Source organism: Sphaerisporangium sp. NBC_01403, from assembly GCF_045040145.1.
Classification (GTDB): domain Bacteria; phylum Actinomycetota; class Actinomycetes; order Streptosporangiales; family Streptosporangiaceae; genus Sphaerisporangium; species Sphaerisporangium viridialbum.
This window is the reverse complement of record NZ_CP109534.1, coordinates 697,986-719,035: the sequence shown is the minus strand read 5'-3', so window position 1 is coordinate 719,035 and position 21,050 is coordinate 697,986. Positions and strand designations below refer to the sequence as shown.

The following is a 21,050-nucleotide window of genomic DNA, read 5'->3' as shown; positions in this document are numbered from 1 at the left end:
GGCAGCGCGGGCAGGCCATCGCGATCTGGGCGACCTGCCAGTTCACCGGGCTCGTTCGCTATGACCAGCGGTCAGCAATGTTGCCGTTTGGGGCTGGTGACCGATTGCTTTGTTCGTGGCCTCGCCGACGGTGAGGTGTGGACTTTGCCCTTGGGTGAAGCCGCAGCATCATGGTGCCGGTCGTCCTGACCGGCGCGAGGAGGGTTGGGTGTGGGGCTGCTGACGATCGGGGCGTTCGCCCGGGCTGCGCGGTTGTCGCCGAAGGCGTTACGGCTGTATGACGAGCTCGGGTTGCTCCGGCCGGCTGCCGTGGACGGGGAGTCGGGGTACCGCTTCTACGATCCGACGCAGTTGGAGCGGGCCCGGTTGATCGCGTGGTTGCGGCGGTTGGGCATGCCGCTGGCCCGCATCCGCCAGGTGTGCGACCTGGAGCCGAAGGCGGCGGCCGAGCAGGTCGCCGACTACTGGGCGCAGGTCATGGCCGACACCGCCGTACGCGAACGACTCGCCACCTTCCTCGTCGACTACCTGTCAGGAAGGGGTAGCGCTGTGGAAGACGCAGATACCATGATCGGAATTCGCTACGCGGCACGGTCGGAGTCGGGGCTGGTTCGCACCAGCAACGAGGACGTTGCCTACGCCGGCGCTCGGTTGCTGGCGGTGGCCGACGGAGTACGCGGGCCGGGCGGGAGTCTCGCAAGCGTGGCGGCCATCGACGCGCTCAAGCCGTTGGAGATGAAGGCCGTACCTGCGGGCGACCTTCTCGGTGCACTGGCCGATGCGGTCACTCAAGCAGACCGGGCGATTCAGGGCATCGCCGAATCGGCACCGTCCGGTGATGCGGTCACGACACTGACCGCGATGCTGTGGTCGGGCTCCCAGCTGGCGCTGGTGCACATCGGTGACACGCGGGCGTATTTGCTGCGCGACGGCGAGGTCTTTCAGATCACCCACGACCACACCTACGTGCAGTCACTGGTCGACGAAGGCCGCCTGAGCCCGGAGGAGGCGGCCTCGCATCCGCAACGCTCATTGCTGGTCCGTGCGCTCACGGGCATGGGCGGGGCCCGGCCTGACCTGTCGCTGCATACGGCCGTGGCCGGCGACCGCTACCTGTTGTGCTCCGACGGACTGTCCACCGTCGTTGCGGCAGAGTCCCTGCGCGGCGTACTGAGCGCCGCGGGGGACCCTGAGCAGGTCCTCGATGAGCTGGTGCGGCTGGCATACGACGCGGGCGCCCCGGACAACATCGCCTGTGTGGTGGCTGATGTGGTGACGCTGTGACCGGACTCTTTTCAGGCGGCCGGGGGCGCCCCTGCAACGGCGGTTGTGGAAGGTGAGCGCTTCGGCTGTACGTTCTTTGGGCGCGTACACGTTCGACCGGCGCCCCTTGGCGATTCCCGCCTATCGGCGGTTGTGGGTTGCCTCGGCTACCTGCGCGGTCGGTGGATCGTTCAGCATGGTTGCGGTGCCGGCGCAGCTGTTCACGTTGACCGGGTCGTCCGCGGCCGTCGGCGCCGCGGCCGCAGTGTCATTCGGTGCGTTGGTCGTCGCGTCGCTGTGGGTCGGAACCCTCGCTGACCTCATGGACCGGCGACGGCTACTGCTGGCCGCTCACTGTGGCCTTGCGCTGACCTACGCGGCGCTGTGGGTTCAGGCGGCCCTGGGAGGCCGTTCTGTCGCCGTCCTGCTGGCGTTGGTGGCATGCCAAGGGCTGACCTTCGGGGCGATCATGGTGACGATGGGTGCAGCGGTGCCCCGTCTCGTACCTGCTGACCTGCTGCCCGCGGCGAACGGTCTCGGCTCGCTCGTCCGCTACACCGGGTCGATCATGGGTCCGTTACTGGCGGGCGTGCTGATTCCGCTGTTCGGGCTCGGCACGCTCTACCTGTTCGACGCCGTCGCACTGCTGGCCGTCGTGTGGGCGGTCGCCAAGTTGCCGCCGATCCCGCCCACTCGGTGCCACGTGCCGGATCGCTGGACGGAATCTCAAAAGCACCATCGGAGCGATGCGTCGGCGCAGCGTGACCGGCGTCGGTCCGCGCTTGGACAGCTGCTCGCCGGGTTCCGCTACCTGCTTACCAATCGGATTCTCGTCGCTGTGCTGGCAGTGGACCTCGCTGCGATGGTCTTCGGGATGCCGGTAGCGCTTCTTCCCGAACTGGCACAACGCACCTACGGCGGGCCTGCTGGAGGAGGCCTGGAGCTGGGCCTGCTTTACGCCGCCTACCCGGCCGGTGTCCTCGCGGCCGGGCTGATGTCTGGAACGTTCACACGCAGACGTCGACACGGTGCCCTGATGGCATCGGCTGCCATCGCCTGGGGAGGAACCGTCGTGATCCTCGGGTTGGCTTCACAACTCTGGTTCGCCCTGGCGGCGCTCGTGCTCGGTGGCGCGGTGAACTTCGTGCTCAGTACCTTCCGCAACGCCATCTCACAGGCGTATACCGACGACGCCATGCGAGGCCGGATCCAAGGATCACTCACCGTCGTCCTGTTCGGGGGCCCACAGCTCGCCGCCCTGTCGCACGGGATGGCCGCGGCGGTATACGGCCCTCAAGTGACGATCTGCGTCGGCGGACTGCTCACCGTGACAACCGTCGCCATGATCGTGCGGATGGCACCACGGCTTTGGCACTACGCCGCCCCAAGAACAGATCGATGATGAGAACCGGCCCGGATTCTGCCAGCAGGCGAGCACCGGGCCGGGTACCGCTGAGTGTCAGGCTGCAGGTGGCGACCATCTCAGCTACCGATATCCTCGCCTGGCTCACCCAACGGCCGCAGCCCTCGGGGCAGGTCGACCAGCGCGGCCTCCCTTCGTCCATGTCGGGCGAGGTGGCTTCTCCTCCGTCAGTAGGGCTTCTTGCCGATGGCGTGGGCCACGGCGAGAGGGTAGGAAATCGGGCAGTACGCCTGCGAGGTCGTCCCGGGCGACTCCCACTTGCCGTAGATGGTCTTCGTTGTACTTCCGTTGGAGCATTTGGCAATGGCCTGCACGTAGTGGAACTGGCGACGTAAAGGAGCTCGAAGCCCCGCGGGGAAGTCCTGGCTCAGGAAAGATCGAAGACGAGACCGGAAGTGGCTATTCCGACCTCGCCGTCGTATCCGGCCCTAGCGGCGGCTTGCGCGGCTGTGGCGTCGGTGCCCGGCTGCAGGTGAGTCAGTAACAGGTGTCGGGCGCCGGCGTCCATGGCTTGCCGGCCTGCCTGGCGGGCGCTGGTCAGGTGGCGCCGCGAATCCTCCGGGACTCGGTCCACATAGGTGGCCTCGGCCAGTAGCAGGTCGGCACCGCGTGCCAGGTCCACCACGTCGGGGCTCGGGCCGGTGTCACCGGTGTACGCGAGCACCCGCTCGCCCGCTGTCAGCCGTATGCCGGCATTGGGCACCGAGTGCGGCAGCAGACGAGTCTGGGCGCGGAACGGGCCGATGTCGAGCCTGCTGCCGGCGGTGAACTCGTGCAGGACGTAGGCGTCGCTCAGCATCCCTGGGCGGTCCAGAGCGAGTACCGCATCCAGTGCGCCGGGCAGCGAGTACACCGGCAACGGCGCCGGCGGGTCATCACGCAATGTACGCGCGCGCAGGAGCGGGCTCAGGTCGGCGCAGTGATCGGGATGGCCGTGGCTGATGAACACCGCGTCGACCTGATCGGCGGTGACCCGTTCCAGCAGCCGCGGCACCGTCGCATATCCAAGGTCGACGAGCAGCCTGAACCCATCGTGCTCCACCAGGTAACCACTGCAGGCCTGGCCGGCCTCCGGCCACGCACCGCATCCGCCAAGGATCGTCAGCAGCATCCATGAACTCTAACGGCGGCTCGCCAACCAGCAGGTCACGCCTGGCTCCGTAGGTGGGAACAGACACCGGATGCCGATGAGCTCGGACAGCACTTGCTGATCATCGGACCTTGAAATCTTGATGAGAACTGACAGCAGTACCTGGGCGTGTCGCTTCCCTCCTCCCCACAGGACAGAAGTCGCCGTTCCCTCTGTGCCCTGCCGAGTGATGACCGTCCGCTTTGGGAGAAGAACGAGGAGATGCGTCAGAGGCAGCGTTAACGTGACGTCATGCCGATAGAGATCGTTTTCGAGACGCACTCATGGAGCCAGGACAACGATCGAGGGATCGCCACCGGGTGGCTGCCCGGGCGTCTGTCCGAGCGAGGGCGGCACCTGGCCGTGGAACTGGGCGAGCGACGGCGAAAGGACGGCCTGGCCGCCGTCTTCACCTCCGATCTCACCCGGGCGGTTGAGACCGCTTCCCTGGCATTCACCGGCACCGACATTCCGGTCCTGCATGACTGGCGGCTTCGGGAATGCGATTACGGTGACAACAACGGCATGCTCGCGATTCAGCTGCACCGGAGCCGGTCCGAGCACCTCGACAAGCCCTATCCGGGGGGAGAGAGCTGGCGGCAGGCGGTGCATCGTGTGGGCCGCTTCCTTGGTGACCTGTCCTTACGCTGGTCCGATACGCGGGTCCTGGTGATCGGCCACGTCACAACACGGTGGGCGTTCGATCACCTCATCAACAGCGTGTCCTTGGAAGAGCTGGTGGACGCCGACTTCGGTTGGCGCGAAGGATGGGAGTACCGACTGGCCTGACGGGCAACCGAACCGCGGATCAACCGGTCGCGGGATGCTGTGCGGTGACGCGGGCGCGGGTCTGGGCCAGGCGGTAGGACTCGGTGCCGGTCTCGATGATGTTGCCGCCGAAGGTCAGCCGGTCGACGATGGCCGCGCACAGACGCGGGTCGGTGAAGGAAGCCCACTCCGTATTTACGCTGCAGTGCCCGGTTGGCCAGGCCGGAGTGAGCGTCACGGCGGATTGCCGCGTACAGCTCGATCTTCGACACCGGGGCCACGGGCACTCCCTCACGCTGCGTAGCAGCTCGATCGTCCCACGGTGGTGTCAAAACTCAGCAACACAGCCCGGCACGCATCAGCGCTGGTGTCAGCCCTGGCCTAGAAACGGTGTCGCGAACCACGTACAGAACCACACGCCTGATCAGCAAGCTCTTACGCGCAAAGCGCCCCGCCACACCCTTCCAGCGACTATGCAGCCGCTTGAAACCGCCCATCTGAACGTCAAGATCACCAACAGCATCCGAAAAGTGGGACAGAGCCAACATTCAGCCGTCGTTGACACGCGTTCGCCCGACGCGGGGCTTGATGGCCTCTGCGGCGCGGTGCTCGGTCGGGGTGATGCCTCTCGGCGTTTGAAGGCGACGCTCAGGGCGAAGGCGTTGGCGTAGCCGACTTTCCTGGCGATCGAGCCGACTGTGGCATCGGTAGCGAGGAGGATGGGAACCATCGGTAGTGGTGAGCTTTTCGGATCCGATGATTGTCTCGCGGGCCGGCGAAACAGCGTCAGCTCAGGCCGAAATGTGGCAGGCAGGGCTCCAGACCATGGAGCCCGATGGGGATTGGGCTCGTGAACGTGTCCTGGTTCAAGCGCAGACGTTGGGCGATGGTGCGCTGGCCGCGTACATTGTGGACCGCCAGGCCATCGGGCTGGTAACCGAGTTTACGGGAGACGGCCAGCGAGGCGCTGTTGTGCTCGAAGGCGGCAGAGATTGCTGAGAGAGCGCCAAGACCGGTGAAGGCCAGGTGGAGAACGGCGGCGCGCATCTCGGTGCCAAGGCCATGTCCTTGGTAAGAACGACCGAGCCAGGAGCCGGTATGCACCTCGCGGGTGACGGCGAAGTCGGTAGCGGACAAATCCTGGACGCCGATGGCCTGCCCGTCGCAGATGACGGCGAAATTGCAGCACCAGCGTTCGGGCCGCCACCGGGCGATCTCGCCGAGGTTGGACAGGACGACATTTCTGGGGAGTTCGTCGCTCGGGACGTCGGTCCACGGTGGGACGAAGGGCATTACTTCGGGGTCGTGGATGCCCTCAGCCGCTTGATCGGCCAGCTGATGGAGGTCCTCCAGTGTGGGCAAGCGCAGTTCCAGTCGGGGCGTGGTCAAGTGGAGCTTGAATAGAGGCCAGTGATCGGGCATGGAAACAGAGTGTCCAAGACGCTGCAGGGGCGGCAAGGAGCTTCTTGAGAATCATGCGATGACGTTGTGCGATCGCGGCCCGAGCGGCGGGCGCGCGCGAGAACGGCCCAAGGCAGGTACGGCTGAACCACGCACGTCATTTGGTCCGCGATGAGAATGTCATACCGGATCGTCTCATCGTAAACCGCGAGCTCAAATCGCTTGGCAACCTCGGGGGCGGGTGGGATCTGAGCGTCGCTCAGATCCAGCCCTGTTTGGCGGCGATGCGCACGGCCTCGTGCCGGTTCGCAGCGCCGAGCTTCGCGATGGCGGCTGCGAGGTAGTTCCGCACGGTCCCACGGGAGAGCGAAACGCGTTGCGCGATCTCGTCAACGGGCGCGCCGTCGCGCGCAAAGGCGAGAACATCGGTCTCGCGCGCAGTGAGCGGAGAGTCGCCCGCGCCGATCGCCTCGGCCGCGAGCTCGGGGTCGACGTGCCGGCCGCCACTCGCGACCTTTCGCACGACGTATGCGAGGGTGCGAGAGGAAACGGTCTTCGGCAGGAAGCCGCGTACGCCCGCAGCGAGCGCTGACTTCAGATAGCCGGGACGACCGTGCGAAGTCACGAAGACACAGCGGCAGTCCGGCAGCTCGGTCGTGAGCCGCCGGGCCACCTCGATGCCGTCGGGCTCGGGCATCTGCAGGTCGAGCAGGGCCACGTCGGGACGGAGTTTGAGTGCCGTCGCGATCGCCTCATCACCTGACGCCGCCTGCCCGACTACCTCGAAGTCGTCTTCGAGGTCGAGCAGCCCGGCGATGGCGTCGCGGATGAGATGTTCGTCGTCGGCGACGACGATGCGGATCATGCGCGGTCTCCCTCGGGAAGCGGGATCGTGGCCTCAAGCAGGAACCAGTCTCCGTCGCGGCGCGTTGCGATGTGCCCTCCGATCGCTCGGATCCTCTCGGACATCGCACGCAGTCCCGTGCCGGCGTCGGGGCTTGCCGCAGCGGGTCCGCCGGCCGCGTCGACGAGGCCGGCCCCATCATTCGCGATCGTGAGGAGGACCTCCCCGTCCTCGTTCGTCGTCACGAGCGTGACCTGTGTCGCCGCCGAGTGGCGCAGCACGTTCGTGACACCCTCGCGGACGACCCACGCGAGTGCCTCGGCGCACTCCTCGGGCACGGGGTCACCAGTCACCGTGCAGCGGATGCCGGCAGAGTCGAGCAGCGAACGCGCGCCCGATATCTCGCCATCCCAGGTCGCACGAAGCTCGCCGCGTACCACGCGACGGACCTCGCTTCCCGCCTCCTGCGCGAGCCGCCGGACGCCGGTGATCTCTTCGGCTGCCTGTTCGTCGTTGCCGCGGCGCACGAGTTCCGACGCGAGTTCGCTCTTGACCGCGATCGTCGCGAGGGTGCGGCCGAACACGTCGTGGAGGTCGCGCGAGATGCGCAGGCGTTCGTTCGCGAGCGTGAGGGCGGCGCGATCCTCGTGCGCTCTCTGCAACTCGCGCAGGACCCGCAGCGTCCACGTGCTCGACCAGCAGGCCCACAGGATGACGCTGATCACCGCCACCTCGACAATGAGGAGCGGTATGTCCGCGACGGCCGCGAGCGGGACGGCCAGAACGAGAATCGCCGCGTTGAGGTGAAGCGTTCGTCGCGCGTCGAGCACAGGCACGAAGCTCGCGGCGACCGACCCGATGGCCGCCGCGGCTGTCACGCCCATCGCGGGGACCGGAATCGTGAGGGTCGCGGCGACAAGCGCCACGAGGGCGAGCCCCCACGCGATGACACCGCCGGCTGCGAGCCGCCGGGGGCGGCCGCCGAGGACGTCGAAGCTCCACTGGCTGACGAGGATGTTCCCGGTGACGAGGGCGAGCGCGAGCACGACGGCCAGGATGACCACAACGAGGTGCGTCCCGATGAGTCGGTCGGCGCTTATCAGTCCAGCGAGGAGGGTGCCGATCGGGGTCGAAACGGCGCCGTATGTGGACCAGCGCGCGTAGGTCTCGAACCGACGTGCGCTGGCCGCCGACCAGTCCCCCATGAACCTCAGTCTGCCATCAATGACCTGGACCTCCATCCCAGAGGGTGAGGGCCGGCCCCGTCCACCGCGTCGGTCTCGGCAAGAAAGGGTCGAAGATCCATCTGATCAACGAGCGGAGCGGTCTGCCGATCTCTGTCGGGATCAGCGCGGCGAACGTCCATGGCGGCCCGGCGCTGGAGCCGCTGGTGCGCGGTATCCCGCCGATCCGCTCCGGGCGCGGGCCTCACCGGCACCGTCCTGCCAAGCTTCACGGTGACAAGAGGTATGACTACTCCCACCTGCGGGCCCATTTGCTACCGGCGACTGACCAAGTGAGACGACGACTTAAGAGGCTTTGGTGAACGCGAGAGCGAGTTCACCTGGGCGACCCACGAGCAGCTCCTGATCACGATCGTCTCCTGGATCGGCCGCAGCTACCACCGGCGACGGTGACAGGCCGAGCTCGGCCTTGGTTGAGGAAGCTCTTACCGTCCCGGCGAGCGCATCGATGCTGGTGGGGCCGCTGGTGAGGGTGGCGAGCGGGGTTGTGACGACGCCGTAGGCGGACCAGCGCACATCGGTCTCGAACCTGCGTGCGCTGGCCCGCGGGCCATTCGTTAATGCCCCTTGTGCCGCCGATCACCGGGCGGACGGACTGTTCTACGGCGTCAAGGGCGGACCGGTCCGTCGCGTGCGCGCCCAGATGACGGCGGTGATCGCAACAAGCAGGACGCAGGGAATGAGCATCACGATCGACCCGGCCCCCGCCGAGCGATCGGAGCCCGCGAGGGGGTCGGCGTGCGTGACGATCATCATTAGGTACGCGAGCGCATTGTTGGCCGCGTGGATGACGACCGACGTCTCCAGACCGCCCGTCCGCCACGTGATCAGGCCGAAGGTGACGCCGAGGGTGAGGTAGCAGACGTTCAGCCACGGGTCGGTGGACACGTGGATGGCCGCGAACAGGACGCTCGACACGGCCAGGCCGAGGACCAGCGCCGTCCGGGGCCCGCGTCCCCAGCTCGCAGCCACCCGGAACGCCAGTCCACGGTAGCCGTACTCCTCGCCCGCCGACTGCAGAGGCGTCAGCAGGAGCGTGATGACGAACACGGCGACCAGGTCGGAGAATTGCCACGACCCTTCCGTGTACGGCGAGAGGAGGAAGAAGACGGTCATGTAGAGCACCCAGATCGGCACGAGCGTCAGCACTGCACGACCGAACACGGCGGGCCGGAACGCGGACAGCACGGAATGCAGCGACGATCCCTTCACCCCGTACAGCCAGCGCTGGATGAACATGCTCCACGGGATCATCAGCGCGATCGAGATGAGGTTCGCGGCATGGAAGATCGGCGTGAACTCCGTACCACCCGCGATCGGGTTGACCCTGCCCAGTGCCTCGTCGATGGCGGAGCCGAGGGCGCTGAGGACACCGCCGAAGCCGAACAGCCCGACAAGGAGCAGCACGAGCGCCAGAATGCCGCGTCCGATGCGGCGCTTCTTACCAGCCAGCACGCGGTGGTAGGGAGCGCCTGACGGGACCGGTCGCGGACCGTGGCGGTGCTGTGACGCGTCGTGGAGGACGGTCGGCGCATTGTCGGGCAGAAGGGCGTCCGGGTCGAATGCCGGGGAGTTGGAGTCGTTTCGGTACATGCTTCCACCCTCTTCCGAGACTCGTTACGGCAGCAGTGGCGTCGGTCATGAGTTCGTATGCGATCTGCGCGGCATGGGCATGACATTTGCCATACGAGCAGGGGTGCCCGTGGAGGCGCTGAAGGCGCTCAAGGAAGACTAGGGCGAGACGCATGAACTGGTGTTCTCGACGCAGAGCGGCTCACTTGTGACTGCCCATAACATGCGCCCCGACTTCCGGAAGTACTCGACGACGCAGGGCTCACGGGGAAGAAGTGGGCTCCCCGAGAGCTACGGCATGGCTTCGTGTCCCTGCTCTCTGACCATGACCGCCCGATCGAGGAGATCTCGCGGCGCCCGCCCTTCTCGTGTGACATCCTGCTTGTAAAGACGCTCGCCGATCTTGCTGAACGTGCGCGACGCAACCCACGGCACTGATCGCGTTTCCCGTGACTCCCCCCTGGTCCCCCTCGCTTCCCGTCCCATCGGGCACGCAACGGCACGGCGATACCTCGCTGGGACGGTCTTCGGCATCGCACCGCGACTCCCCCGCGTGGGTACAGCTTGGTACGCCGAACCGTAGGCGATCGGGCACGACGCCGAGGCTGCTGGATAGCACCGGAGGCCGTCACCCTGCATGCCAGGGAACCGAGCAAATGCGCATAGTACGCGGGTGAATAGTCGTAGGCTCCAACCCCAATGAGGTGAGGTTGGCAACGTGCGGGCGAGGTTGCGAAAGCTGTATGCGGGCGGGCGAGAGTTCATATGGATGGGCCAGATCTATCACGTGGCCGGTGAGCGTGACTGTCACAGGTGTATTCGCTTGCGGGTTTGGGGTGCCGGAAAGAACAGCCGTGTACTCCAGGCGGACCTGTTGTCAAAGGCGGTCCTGCCGTGGGGCTGTGCGACTGATGGCACCTATCCGACCCCCAAGGACGTGCGGACGGTCATCGACTACGCCTTGACACTTGGCTGGGACCCTGACCTCGTTGGCGGGACCTTCTTCCTGAGCGAGAACGAGCACGCTTCTGAGTTCGAACTGGCTGACTTCCTCCTCACCGATCGTCTTCGGGAGTTGCGGGGTGCGAGTCCGAGAGCGATGCGGGCGAGGTCGGGCATGGCCAGTCCATCGGCGACGCGCTCGAACACCTCAAGGGCTGTGACCTGCGCGGACCCGTTCATGATGGCGCTGACTTTGCCTTGACTGAGGCTGACGGCGATACCAATTCGGGTTTGGCTCATTCCGCCGTATTGGCGAACCAGGCGGAATATCCGGCCGATATCGCGGGCGCGTAGAGCCGCAAATACGTCTTGGCGCTGCCAGAACGTGGCAGATAGGCCGACGGGCTCGCTCGCCTGTGCCCGCATGCGCTGGTCCCCCGGGTCGTCACCGATGGCCGACCTACAACAGGTAGGGGACGTGGGCTTATCCCGTCAAGGGATAACGACTCGGGATGGGTTACCGACTCGGCTTTCACAACTCTGGACCCATGCGTTTACAGGACGAGCAGAACCAGACGGAATGCGCCGCGTGCCGAGGGAAGGGCTGGCGGTTCATTCGGGCGCATCGGGCGAATGCCGGGGCTCGGTTGGAGGGCCGGTGGGGCTTCGCCGGGTGGCATGCTTTGACTGCCCGGACGGTACGGAGGACGCGGCATGACGACTAGCCAAGCGGACATATCCACTCTCGGTCAGTCAAGATGGCTGGCCAATTGAGTAGAGATAATGTTCATGGTGTTTCCGCCTGATCGAACGGCATCGCGCTTCCGTCGCGCCAGGCCCATTGGGGGGCAGCGCAGCGGCATGCGATGATTGCGGTGCCATGTCAGCCATGATCCCTCTTCGTGCCCTCAGGGCGGCCGTCTTCGCGATGGTCTCGGTCTTGCTCGGCATAGGCGCGCACAGGTGCGCGGGGGGCTCGGTCTCCGGGCTCGCGACGCTCGCGGCCTGGGGGACGTCGTTCTTCCCCGCGTATTTCCTCGCCGGGCGTGAGCGGTCCGCGGCCGTGATCATATCGGCGCTGGCCGCCACGCAGGCGGTGCTGCACGTTCTGTTCTCCCTCGCGCACACCATCGAGCCCGTCGTGGCGCACGATCACGGGCATGTCCACTCCGGAATGATGCCCGGCCTGGGCATGCTCCTCATGCACGGATGGGCCGTCGCGCTGACGGCCCTGTGGCTGTCGCGTGGCGAGGCGGCTCTTTGGGCGCTGTTGCGGCGGCTCGCCGTACGACTGATCGTCACGTTCGCGACTCCGCTCGATCCCGTCCACGAGTCGAACGTCGTCTCTCCGGTCGAGCGGCACATCGTCCTGCGCTCGGCTCTGCTCGGCCATGAGATGGGCCGTCGCGGCCCTCCTGGTACTGCCCGCACCGCTTCCGCCTGATTCAGCGCGGCGGCGCGTGCTCACGATTCCCTTTCACCCCGTGGACCCGCGGGGTGCCGTCGGCGTACGCGCCGGCTCGAATTCGTGTCACAGCACCAGAAGGGCCTTTCATGTTCTCCCGTGTCATCGTCGTCCTCGCCGGCCTCGCCGTTCTCACGGCCTGTGGAGGCGAGCAAAGCGTCTCGCTCCCAGCGGCGGCGCCCACCGTGGCCACGTCGCCCTCGGTCGCGTCGCCCTCGGCCACCGCGGCGGCGCTCAGCATCACCGATCCCTGGGTGAAGACCGCCAAGAAAGGCATGAGCGCCGCCTTCGGCACCATCGTCAACAACACCGGCGCCGCCATCACGGTCGTCTCCGGAGCCACGCCGCTCTCGCCCAAGGTCGAACTGCACGAGGTCGTCCAGGCCGACGGGAAGACGGTCATGCAGCCCAAGAAGGGCGGCTTCGTCATCCCCGCTCATGGTTCGCACGTGCTTGAGCCTGGTGGCGACCACATCATGCTCATGGACGTGGCGGAAGCGGTGAAGCCGGGCGCCGAGATCCCGTTCACCTTGACGCTCAAGGACGGTGGCACCTTCGAGTTCACCGCCCTGGGCAAGGACTTCGCCGGAGGCAACGAGGATTACCAGTCCGGCATGGACATGGGCGGCGGCAATGGCTGACCGGCCGGCCACGGCTTCGCGGCCGGATCCCGCTCCCGGGCTCCGGCTGTCCCGCAGAGGACTGTTCACCGGAGGCGCCGCGGTCGCGGTGGGCGTGGTCACGAGCGGCGTCGCGGCCGCGGCCTCCGCGACGGATGACACACCGCAGGCAGCCGGTGACCCGCCGATCAAGGACGGTACCGCCGTCGAGCCGTTCCACGGCTCCCGGCAGGCCGGGATCGCCACTCTTCCGCAGGCGCATGCCGTCTTCGCCGGGTTCGACCTGCGCGACGGCGTCGACCGTGACGGGGTTTCGCGGCTGATGCGGGTGCTCACCGACGACGCCCGGCGGCTCACCCAGGGCCTGCCCGCGCTCGCCGACACCGAGCCCCATCTGGCGGCCCTGCCGGCGAGGCTCACCGTCACGTTCGGATTCGGCCCCGGCCTGTACGCCGCGGCCGGAGCGGACGGACGGCCCGCCACGCTGCCGGCGTTCACGATCGACAAGCTGGAGCCCCGGTGGACCGGCGGGGATCTGCTGGTCCAGATCTGCGCGGACGATCCCCTGACCGTCGCCCACACGCTTCGGATGATCGTCAAGGACACCCGGTCGTTCGCGACCGTCCGGTGGGTCCAGCGGGGCTTCCGCCAGGCGGCGCACTCCCAGCAGCCGGGACTGACCCAGCGCAACGTGATGGGCCAGCTCGACGGGACCGGCAACGCCGTAGCGGGAACCCCCGAGTTCGAGCGGATCGTGTGGGCGCCCGATGGGGGCACCACATTGGTGTTGCGAAGGATTCGCACGAACCTGGAGAAGTGGGACGCCGCCGACGCCGTGGCCAAGGAATTCACCATCGGCCGGCGGCTCAGTGACGGCGCCCCGCTGACCGGGAACAAGGAACACGACGAACCGGACTTCGGACGGCTCAGCGCCGCGGGTTTTCCCGTCATCTCCGAGTACGCCCACATCCGCCGCGCCCGGGTCGAGGACCCGGGCGTGCGCATCCTGCGGCGCGTCTACAACTACGACGAGGGAGTGACCCGGGACGGTGCGACGGACTCCGGGTTGCTGTTCGCCTCCTACCAGGCCGACATCACCCGCCAGTTCGTTCCCATCCAGAGGCGCCTGGCCGAAGCGGACCTGCTGAACGAGTGGACGACTCCGATCGGCTCGGCGGTCTTCGCCATTCCCCCGGGGTGCGGACCGGACGGCTGGATCGGGGAGACCGTCCTGACGTGATCCGCCGAGGAACCTCTGTGATCATCTTCTGATCACACCGGCGACGTGCCGCCGGCTCGCCTGGCGGCACATCGCCTGTCCCCTCCCCGGCCGGAACCTCGTCCGGGCGGCCGATCCGGCGCCTGTGCCCGCCGCATGGACGCCGAGCCTGGAGTTCCCATGTCCACACCCCCCTCCACCGCGATGTCGCCACGCCTGTCGGCGGTCACGTGCAGGCATGGCCGGATCGATGTCGGCGGGCGGGAGGCACGTGGCGCGGCCGGGTGTGCCAGACGCCGAACGGAGACAGCGTGGGTCCCGCAGCACGGCCGGTCCCTGTTCTGAACTGCTCGCTCCGTCTACACCACATGGACACCACTGCTGCATGGTAGAAGTTATTGCGACAATATTGCAATAAGTTCCGACATGGCGAGGAGCCCACCGTGGGTCAGTACACCCTTCCGGACATGCCCTATGACTACGCGGCGCTGGAGCCGGCGATCACCGGTGAGATCTTGGAGTTGCATCACGCCAAGCACCATGCCGCCTACGTCAAGGGCGCCAACGACTCCCTGGAGAAGCTGGCCGAGGCCCGGGACAAGAGCGAGTTCGGCGGGCTGGTCGGACTGGAGAAGACCTTCGCCTTCAACCTGTCGGGCCACGTCCTGCACTCGATCTTCTGGCAGAACCTCTCCCCCGACGGCGGCGACCGTCCCGACGGCGAGCTGGGCGCGGCCATCGACGAGCACTTCGGCTCCTTCGAGGCGTTCCAGAAGCAGCTCACCACGGCGACCTCGACCGTACAGGGCTCGGGCTGGGGCATCCTGGCCTGGGAGCCGCTCGCCCGCCGCCTGGTGGTCGAGCAGGTCTACGACCACCACGGCAACGTCGGCATGAACACCACCCCGCTGCTGGTCTTCGACGCCTGGGAACACGCCTACTACCTGCAGTACCGCAACGTGCGTCCCGACTACGTCCAGAAGCTCTGGTCCCTCATCAACTGGAACGACGTCATCGCCCGATTCACCGCCGCCAAGGGCGCATGACCCCATGACCGCGGCGCCCGCCGACCGGCCTTCCTTGCATCGCTATCCAACCGGGCGGCCGGGCGCCGCACCCCGCATCCGTCTGCTCGCCCCCGGCGACACCACCCTGTACTTGACGCAGGTGGCCCAGGTGGGCGGGACGGGGCACGCCGGCTGACCTCCTCCGGGCCCGGTGCGTACACATCCAATGCGCACCGGGCCCACTCGTACGCCGATCACAGGTCATGGCAGAGGACCTCACGGTTCCAGGCACTCCATGTAGCTCTTTGCCCGAGATGTCGCGGTTGTGCGACCATGGTCGCTGTAGGCGACGGCGGAACGAGGAAGCCGGTGTGAATCCGGCGCGGTCCCGCCACTGTGATCGGCGAGCGGATCCCGAACAAGCCACTGCCCGCGTGCGGGTGGGAAGGCCGGGACGAGCTGTGACCCGAGAGCCAGGAGACTCACGCGGTCGCCTCCTCAGGGAAATTGGGGCGGATCTCCCCAAGAGAGGACCGTGGTCGTCGTCATGAGCAGGGTCACCGTCTGCCGCGGCTGTTGCTGCGGAACCGGCAAGGTGACGAGCCTGGATCACGAGGAGCCGGTGCGCTTCCTGGGCGAAATCGCCGAGGTACGCGTCACCGAGTGCTTGGACGTGTGCGAGCAGGCCAACGTTGTCGTGGTCCACCCTTCGCCGGCAGGACGCACGATGGGCGGTCGCCCGGTCTGGCTGGGCCTGGTCAACCAACCGGACGCGGCCCGCGACATCGCCGCCTGGATCCGCGCCGGCGGCCCGGGAGTGGCCGAGCCTCCCGAGATCCTCACTCTGCACATCTTCACTCCACCCCGCCGAACCGGCTCTGCCCGGGAAAGGACCCGTCGATGACGAGCCGCCGCTCGCTGCCCTTTCTGCTTCTGCTATCCGCCGCCATGCTGATCTCCGGCTGCGGAGCCGCAGGACAGAGCCCCCCTTCTCCCATGGGCCCCTCAGCGGCGAGTTCGTCGACGGCGGACTTCCCGGTGACCGTCACCAACTGCGGGGTGACCACGACCTACCAGCGGCCACCGCAGCGAGTGGTGACCCTCAACCAGCACACCACCGAGATCATGTTCGCCCTCGGCCTGGAGAAGTCGATGGCCGGCACCGCCTACCTGGACGACAAGATCCTGCCCGAGTACCAGGCCGCCTACCAGGCGGTTCCGGTGCTGGCCAAGGAATACCCCTCGCAGGAGTCGTTGCTGGCGGCCGAGCCCGACTTCGTGTACGGCGGCTTCAAGAGCGCCTTCGACGAGAAGGAAGGCCGCGGCCGGACCGCCCTGGCCGCAGGCGGAATCAATTCCTATCTCAACATCGAAGGTTGCCCGACAGGCCCGGTGACCATGGCCGAGGTCGAGCTGGAGGTCCGGACCATCGGCAAGATCTTCGGCGTCTCCGACCGGGCCGAGCGGCGGATCGCCACCATGCGCGGCGTACTGGACGGCGTCAAGGACAAGATCGACGGAGTGGCTCCGGCCAAGGTGTTCGTCTTCGACAGCGGAGAGAAGACGGCGTTCACCGCGGGCGGCGCCGGGATCGGCAACGAGATGATCACGCTGGCGGGCGGGACGAACGTATTCGGCGATCTGGGCAAGTCCTTCGGGGACGTGTCCTTCGAGCAGGTCGCCGAGCGGGCACCCGACGTGATCGTCATCTACGACTACGGCGACCAGCCGCTGGAGAACAAGAGGAAGTCCCTGCTGGCCAATCCCGCGCTCAAGGACGTGCCCGCGATCAAAAATCAGCGCTTCGCGGTGCTGCCGCTGTCGTCCACGGTACTGGGGGTGCGTGTGCCCTCCGCGGTGGATTCTCTGGCCCGCCAACTGCACCCGGAAAGCTTCGCGTGACCGAGGTCGTCGAAACGGGAGCGGTCGCCGTGGGCCGCCGTGCCCGCATGCCGTATCCGCTGGTCCTCGCGGCGCTCACCGTCGCGGTGGTGGTGGCGGTCACGGCCGGGATCGCGGTCGGCTCGGTACGGCTGCCGCCGGGCCAGGTGTGGGGAATCCTGGCCCACCGGCTCCACCCGGCACTGGCCGAACCGGTCTGGACCCAGGTCCGGGAGACGATCGTGCTGGATGTCCGGCTGCCGCGGATCCTTTTGTGCGGTGTCGTCGGGGCGGGGCTGTCAGTGTGCGGGATGGCCCTGCAGGCGTTGGTGCGCAACCCGCTGGCCGATCCGATGCTGCTCGGGGTGTCCTCGGGCGCGAGCGTCGGCGCGGTGCTCGTCATGGTGTTCCCGGTGTCACTGCTCGGCGCGTTCTCCCTGCCGCTCGCGGCTTTCCTGGGGGCCCTCGCGGCGCTGGTGCTGGTCTACTTCCTGGCCCGCGCCGGCGGGCGGATGACCACCGTGCGGCTGGTGCTGTCCGGGGTCGCCACGGGCGAGGTGCTCTCGGCCGTCGCCAGCTACCTCATCGTCACCTCCGACGACCCGCGCAAGGCCGAGTCCGCGCTGCGCTGGACGCTGGGCGGGCTGGCCGGGACCACCTGGGACCTCATCTGGATCCCCGCGGCGGCGGTGCTGGCGGGAACCGGTGTGCTGCTCGGTGTGTCCCGACCGCTCAATCTGCTGCTCGCCGGAGAAGAGGCGGCGGCCGCGCTGGGTCTGAACGTGCACCGCTTCCGCGCCGCACTGTTCGTGGTGATCGCGCTGATGATCGGAGCGATCGTCGCGGTCAGCGGCACCATCGGGTTCGTCGGCCTGATGCTGCCGCACGTGGTGCGGCTGCTGGTCGGCGCCGACCACCGGCGTGCGCTACCCGCCGTCGCGCTGCTCGGCGCGGCCTTCCTGATCGCCACCGACCTGGCCGCGCGCAGTGTGATCGCTCCTGAGGAGATCCCGATCGGGATCCTGACCGCGCTGGCCGGAGGGCCGTTCTTCCTGTGGCTGATGCGGCGGAGGGCGGCCTCATGACCGCGGCGACGTTGCGCGCCGAGGGCGTCGGCGTCGTCATCGGGGGCCGGGCACTGGTGGAGGACGTCTCGCTGGAGGTCGCCACGGGCGAGGTGGTCGCGCTGGTGGGACCCAACGGCGCAGGGAAGTCCACCCTCCTGCGTACTTTCTACCGCGCGCTGCGACCGACCTCGGGGCGGGTCCTGCTGGACGGCGACGACGTCTGGCAGCTGACCGGGAGGCAACTGGCGCGTCGGCTGGCCGCCGTGCTGCAAGAAGCGCCGGGCGAGTTTGAACTGACCGTGTACGACGTGGTCGCCATGGGCCGCAGTCCCTACAAACGCGCGTTCCAGGGCGATGACGCCGCGGATCTCCGTATCGTGACCGACGCCCTCGCGGCGCTGGATGTCGCCGGCCTCGCCCAAGCCCCGTTCGACCGGCTGTCGGGAGGGGAGAAGCAGCGTGTCCTGATCGCACGTGCTCTGGCCCAGCAGACCGGGACGATGGTGCTGGACGAGCCGACCAACCACCTGGACCTGCGCCACCAGCTCGATGCCCTCCACCTGGTGCGGCGGTTGGGCGTGACCGCCATAGTGGCCCTGCACGACCTCAACCTCGCGGCAGCGTTCTGCGACCGGATCTGCGTCCTCGACGCTGGGCGGCTGGTCGCGGCCGGCCCACCCACCGAGGTGCTCACCGCCGACCTGCTCACCGAGGTCTACCAGGTGGACGCCGAAGTGAACGTCCACCCACGCACCGGCATCCCGCAGATCAGCGTCGTCCCGGACCCTGAGCACAGGAGGAAGGGAGCGGCATGACCTCCCTGCGACCGGTCCCGTCCGTCTCCGTGGCTCGCGCCCTGACCGACGTCGCCGGCCTGGGGTCGTTCTTCTCTCTCACCACCGGCGACGCGGATGGCGAGTGGCGGCCGGTCTCGGACGCCTACGCGGCAGGACTGGGGCACCTCGTGTCCGCCCGCGCCGCCCGCTACGGCACACCCGAGCCGCGGATCGCCGCCTCCATCGTCCAACTCGGGCACGCCGCTCGCCTGTGGTCTCCCATCCTGGGCTGCGTCATCGTGCACGGCGTCATCCCCGACCTCGGCGGCCTCCAGCAGCGCGTGGACGGACCCGAACTCCGGTTACCCGCGCCCCGTGGCTGGGAGGCGCCCCGCGACGGCACTCTCACTCAGGTCCTTTATCGGCTGGTCATGGAGGATCATTTGGCCCCTCTGTCCGCCGGGCTGCGCGTCAAGGTCGCTCCCCGGCTCCTTCACGGCAACGCCGCCTCCGCCCTTGCCGAAGCGGCCCGCGACCTCCTGCGAGCCTGGCCCGAGCTGGGCCCGTCCATCACGCGGCTCGCCACTGACCTGCTCAGAACGCGGAAACTGCGTGGTCTTGGCGAGTTCACCGGACCCCGGCTGGAATTCCGGCGGCGAAGCTGCTGTCTGAACTATCGCGTACCAGAGGGTCGGAAGTGCGGCGACTGCTCACTGGACCGCAAAGCCCCCGGACACTCGATTTAGCGCCCACGGTGGGTCATACCCCGACGCGGCGCGCCTGGGCGCGGGTGGTCGGAGCGCCGGCGGTGACTCCGTGCAGGACATGAGCGAGGATCTCGGCTCCTCGGACCACCCGAGGCCCGGGCCGGTTGAAGTACGCCGGCCCGTCGAGCACCCATACCTGACCGCCACGCACCGCCGGCAAGTCCGACCAGCCCGGCAGGACGGTCAGCGACCGCCATTCGGACTCGGTGCGTTCCGGGCTGAAGCCACAGGGCATCAGCAAGATCACATCCGGGCGCGAGGCGCGCAGCGCCTCCCACTCGATGGGCTTGGTGTGCTCTCCCGCCTCGGCCAGCAGCGGCTCGCCTCCGGCCGCCTGGATCTGCTCGGGAACCCAGTGACCGGCGGGCCACAAAGGATCGAGCCACTCGATGGCCGCCACCCGCGGACACGGACGGCCGGCCACCGCGGCGCGTACCGCGGCCATCCGGTCGCGCAGCTCATCGACTCTCCGGGCCGCCATGGCCGACACGTCCAGCGCGTCCCCCACACGTTCGAGGCATCCCAGCACGTCTGCCAGCGTGCGTGGTTCCAAGCTGATCACCTGTGGCCCGGCATCGAGGACACGCACCGCCCGTGACACGGCGGTGTAGGAAACGGCGCACACGTCGCACAGATCCTGGGTCAGCACCACATCCGGAGCGAGCTCGGCCAGCCTTCCGACGTCGAGGGTATACAGCGACGAACCCCGGTGAGAGACCCCTCCCACCGCATCGGATATCTCCCGGCTGCTCATTCGTTCCGTTGAAAGGCCGGCCGCCGTCACCACCGGGACGGACGCGACCACCTCCGGCGGCCAGTCGCATTCGTGCGTACGTCCCACCAGGTCACCGGCGAGGCCGAGATACGCGACGATGTCAGTGGCGGCGGGCAACAGCGACACTATGCGCATACCACGAGCCTAGACCGCGCCAGGAACGGCAGTCTCAGGCGTCCAGTTGCCTAGCAGCAGGGCGCCTATCCGCCAGGACAGCGCCGAACGCGCCGCCTGCCGGCACTGGTCGGCCTGTCCATCGCGGGCACCGCCGACTACAACGCCCAGCAGATCAGCGACGGCGGCCCTCCACCGTCACTCGATGTTGCGGCCGCGGCATCCGCACCGCCCGCTCCTTCAGCTCCGCCGGATACCGACTTGGGAGGGATGCGACGAACCAGATCGATCTGACATGGTCTCCATCCTTTCCAACCGATGGAGCCCCCATAAATCCCGGCGCGGTTCAGGCGGCCGTCAGGTCAGCAACAACGCGAACGTGTTCGGGCAGTCCTTCGGCGTGATCGGGCTGGCGGGCCACCGTGCACGGCTACCCGAGTCAGGGCCCGGATCGCGAATTGAAGAAGGCCGTCGAAGGCTACCGGGCAAGCCGGGTCGCCGCTGACGAACTACGCGCCACCACCGAAGAGCCGCGCCGTGAACCCACATGTGCTACGCCGAGTTCGGGGAGATCCTGAACGCGATCGACAGCCTGGACGCCGACGTGATCCGCCTTGAGGCCGCCCGCTCACACGTGCAGGTGGCCCACGAACTGGCCGAGGCCGGCTACCCGCGAGCGGTCGGACCGGGCGTCTAAGACATTTACTCTCCGCGCGTGCCGGACGTGGACGAGTCGCCTCCCTGCTGCGTCGGCCGGTACAACCCGACCCGCT

21 protein-coding genes, 1 pseudogene and 1 riboswitch are annotated in these 21,050 nt (G+C 67.7%); of the genes and pseudogenes, 14 read left to right on the top strand and 8 right to left on the bottom strand.

What is annotated here, in order from left to right; translation table 11 throughout:
- Nucleotides 1–210 precede the first annotated feature (210 nt).
- A complete protein-coding gene (locus OG589_RS03075) occupies nt 211–1,284 on the top strand; it encodes a MerR family transcriptional regulator (RefSeq protein ID WP_405145936.1) in 1,074 nt (357 codons plus the stop codon).
- Between the two features lie 52 nt (nt 1,285–1,336).
- Nucleotides 1,337–2,665 (top strand): MFS transporter, encoded by a 1,329-nt coding sequence (locus OG589_RS03070; RefSeq protein ID WP_405145934.1) that lies wholly within the window; start codon nt 1,337–1,339, stop codon nt 2,663–2,665.
- A gap of 388 nt (nt 2,666–3,053) precedes the next feature.
- Here the strand turns inward: OG589_RS03070 and OG589_RS03065 are convergent, their stop codons facing one another.
- Nucleotides 3,054–3,797 carry an MBL fold metallo-hydrolase gene (locus tag OG589_RS03065; protein WP_405145933.1) on the bottom strand — a complete coding sequence of 248 codons (744 nt, stop codon included), beginning with the start codon at nt 3,795–3,797 and terminating at the stop codon, nt 3,054–3,056.
- Nucleotides 3,798–4,067: 270 nt separating this feature from the next.
- On the opposite strand from OG589_RS03065, the gene OG589_RS03060 reads away from it, so the two are divergent.
- Complete coding sequence (locus OG589_RS03060) at nt 4,068–4,604, top strand: histidine phosphatase family protein (protein ID WP_405145931.1); 537 nt, start codon at nt 4,068–4,070, stop codon at nt 4,602–4,604.
- A 19-nt stretch (nt 4,605–4,623) separates the two neighbouring features.
- Here the strand turns inward: OG589_RS03060 and OG589_RS03055 are convergent, their stop codons facing one another.
- The 4 genes from OG589_RS03055 to OG589_RS03040 form a co-directional block, all read right to left on the bottom strand.
- Nucleotides 4,624–4,821, bottom strand: a complete 198-nt coding sequence (locus OG589_RS03055) for an ATP-binding protein (RefSeq protein WP_405145930.1) — start codon at nt 4,819–4,821, stop codon at nt 4,624–4,626.
- A gap of 548 nt (nt 4,822–5,369) precedes the next feature.
- Nucleotides 5,370–6,005, bottom strand: coding sequence for a GNAT family N-acetyltransferase (locus OG589_RS03050; protein ID WP_405145928.1), 636 nt, complete (start codon nt 6,003–6,005; stop codon nt 5,370–5,372).
- A gap of 238 nt (nt 6,006–6,243) precedes the next feature.
- Nucleotides 6,244–6,849 (bottom strand): response regulator, encoded by a 606-nt coding sequence (locus OG589_RS03045; protein WP_405145926.1) that lies wholly within the window; start codon nt 6,847–6,849, stop codon nt 6,244–6,246.
- On the bottom strand, nt 6,846–8,033 hold the full coding sequence (locus tag OG589_RS03040) for a sensor histidine kinase (protein WP_405145924.1): 1,188 nt from the start codon (nt 8,031–8,033) through the stop codon (nt 6,846–6,848). Before OG589_RS03040 ends, OG589_RS03045 begins: the two co-directional genes overlap by 4 nt.
- Before the next feature lie 68 nt (nt 8,034–8,101).
- On the opposite strand from OG589_RS03040, the pseudogene OG589_RS03035 reads away from it, so the two are divergent.
- Nucleotides 8,102–8,326 (top strand): annotated as a pseudogene (locus OG589_RS03035) (transposase); the annotation flags it as partial.
- Between the two features lie 346 nt (nt 8,327–8,672).
- On the opposite strand, the gene OG589_RS03030 reads toward OG589_RS03035, so the two are convergent.
- Both OG589_RS03030 and OG589_RS03025 read right to left on the bottom strand, forming a co-directional pair.
- Nucleotides 8,673–9,665 carry a CPBP family intramembrane glutamic endopeptidase gene (locus tag OG589_RS03030; RefSeq protein WP_405145922.1) on the bottom strand — a complete coding sequence of 331 codons (993 nt, stop codon included), beginning with the start codon at nt 9,663–9,665 and terminating at the stop codon, nt 8,673–8,675.
- A 933-nt stretch (nt 9,666–10,598) separates the two neighbouring features.
- Entirely contained in the window at nt 10,599–10,886 is a 288-nt protein-coding gene (locus OG589_RS03025; RefSeq protein WP_405151948.1) for a hypothetical protein, read from the bottom strand.
- Between the two features lie 589 nt (nt 10,887–11,475).
- On the opposite strand from OG589_RS03025, the gene OG589_RS03020 reads away from it, so the two are divergent.
- The 9 genes from OG589_RS03020 to OG589_RS02980 all read left to right on the top strand — a co-directional run bounded on the left by OG589_RS03020 (nt 11,476) and on the right by OG589_RS02980 (nt 19,367).
- A complete protein-coding gene (locus tag OG589_RS03020; RefSeq protein WP_405145920.1) occupies nt 11,476–12,030 on the top strand; it encodes an MFS transporter in 555 nt (184 codons plus the stop codon).
- Nucleotides 12,031–12,140: 110 nt separating this feature from the next.
- Nucleotides 12,141–12,692, top strand: a complete 552-nt coding sequence (locus tag OG589_RS03015) for a copper chaperone PCu(A)C (RefSeq protein ID WP_405145918.1) — start codon at nt 12,141–12,143, stop codon at nt 12,690–12,692.
- Complete coding sequence (locus tag OG589_RS03010; RefSeq protein ID WP_405145916.1) at nt 12,685–13,911, top strand: Dyp-type peroxidase; 1,227 nt, start codon at nt 12,685–12,687, stop codon at nt 13,909–13,911. The genes OG589_RS03015 and OG589_RS03010 overlap by 8 nt, the downstream gene beginning before the upstream one ends.
- Nucleotides 13,912–14,333: 422 nt before the next feature.
- Nucleotides 14,334–14,936 (top strand): superoxide dismutase, encoded by a 603-nt coding sequence (locus OG589_RS03005; RefSeq protein ID WP_405145914.1) that lies wholly within the window; start codon nt 14,334–14,336, stop codon nt 14,934–14,936.
- A gap of 275 nt (nt 14,937–15,211) precedes the next feature.
- A riboswitch (cobalamin riboswitch) is annotated at nt 15,212–15,404 on the top strand.
- An 88-nt stretch (nt 15,405–15,492) separates the two neighbouring features.
- Nucleotides 15,493–15,801 (top strand): (2Fe-2S) ferredoxin domain-containing protein, encoded by a 309-nt coding sequence (locus tag OG589_RS03000; protein ID WP_405145910.1) that lies wholly within the window; start codon nt 15,493–15,495, stop codon nt 15,799–15,801.
- A gap of 92 nt (nt 15,802–15,893) precedes the next feature.
- Entirely contained in the window at nt 15,894–16,799 is a 906-nt protein-coding gene (locus OG589_RS02995) for an ABC transporter substrate-binding protein (RefSeq protein WP_405145908.1), read from the top strand.
- Nucleotides 16,796–17,863, top strand: a complete 1,068-nt coding sequence (locus OG589_RS02990) for a FecCD family ABC transporter permease (RefSeq protein ID WP_405145906.1) — start codon at nt 16,796–16,798, stop codon at nt 17,861–17,863. Before OG589_RS02995 ends, OG589_RS02990 begins: the two co-directional genes overlap by 4 nt.
- On the top strand, nt 17,860–18,660 hold the full coding sequence (locus OG589_RS02985) for an ABC transporter ATP-binding protein (protein WP_405145904.1): 801 nt from the start codon (nt 17,860–17,862) through the stop codon (nt 18,658–18,660). Before OG589_RS02990 ends, OG589_RS02985 begins: the two co-directional genes overlap by 4 nt.
- Entirely contained in the window at nt 18,657–19,367 is a 711-nt protein-coding gene (locus tag OG589_RS02980; RefSeq protein WP_405145902.1) for a (2Fe-2S)-binding protein, read from the top strand. The genes OG589_RS02985 and OG589_RS02980 overlap by 4 nt, the downstream gene beginning before the upstream one ends.
- Nucleotides 19,368–19,380: 13 nt before the next feature.
- Here OG589_RS02980 and OG589_RS02975 read toward each other — a convergent pair whose 3' ends face one another.
- On the bottom strand, nt 19,381–20,298 hold the full coding sequence (locus OG589_RS02975) for a cobalamin-binding protein (protein ID WP_405145901.1): 918 nt from the start codon (nt 20,296–20,298) through the stop codon (nt 19,381–19,383).
- 526 nt (nt 20,299–20,824) lie between these two features.
- Here OG589_RS02975 and OG589_RS02970 point away from each other — a divergent pair.
- On the top strand, nt 20,825–20,974 hold the full coding sequence (locus OG589_RS02970; protein WP_405145899.1) for a hypothetical protein: 150 nt from the start codon (nt 20,825–20,827) through the stop codon (nt 20,972–20,974).
- Nucleotides 20,975–21,050: the final 76 nt, after the last annotated feature.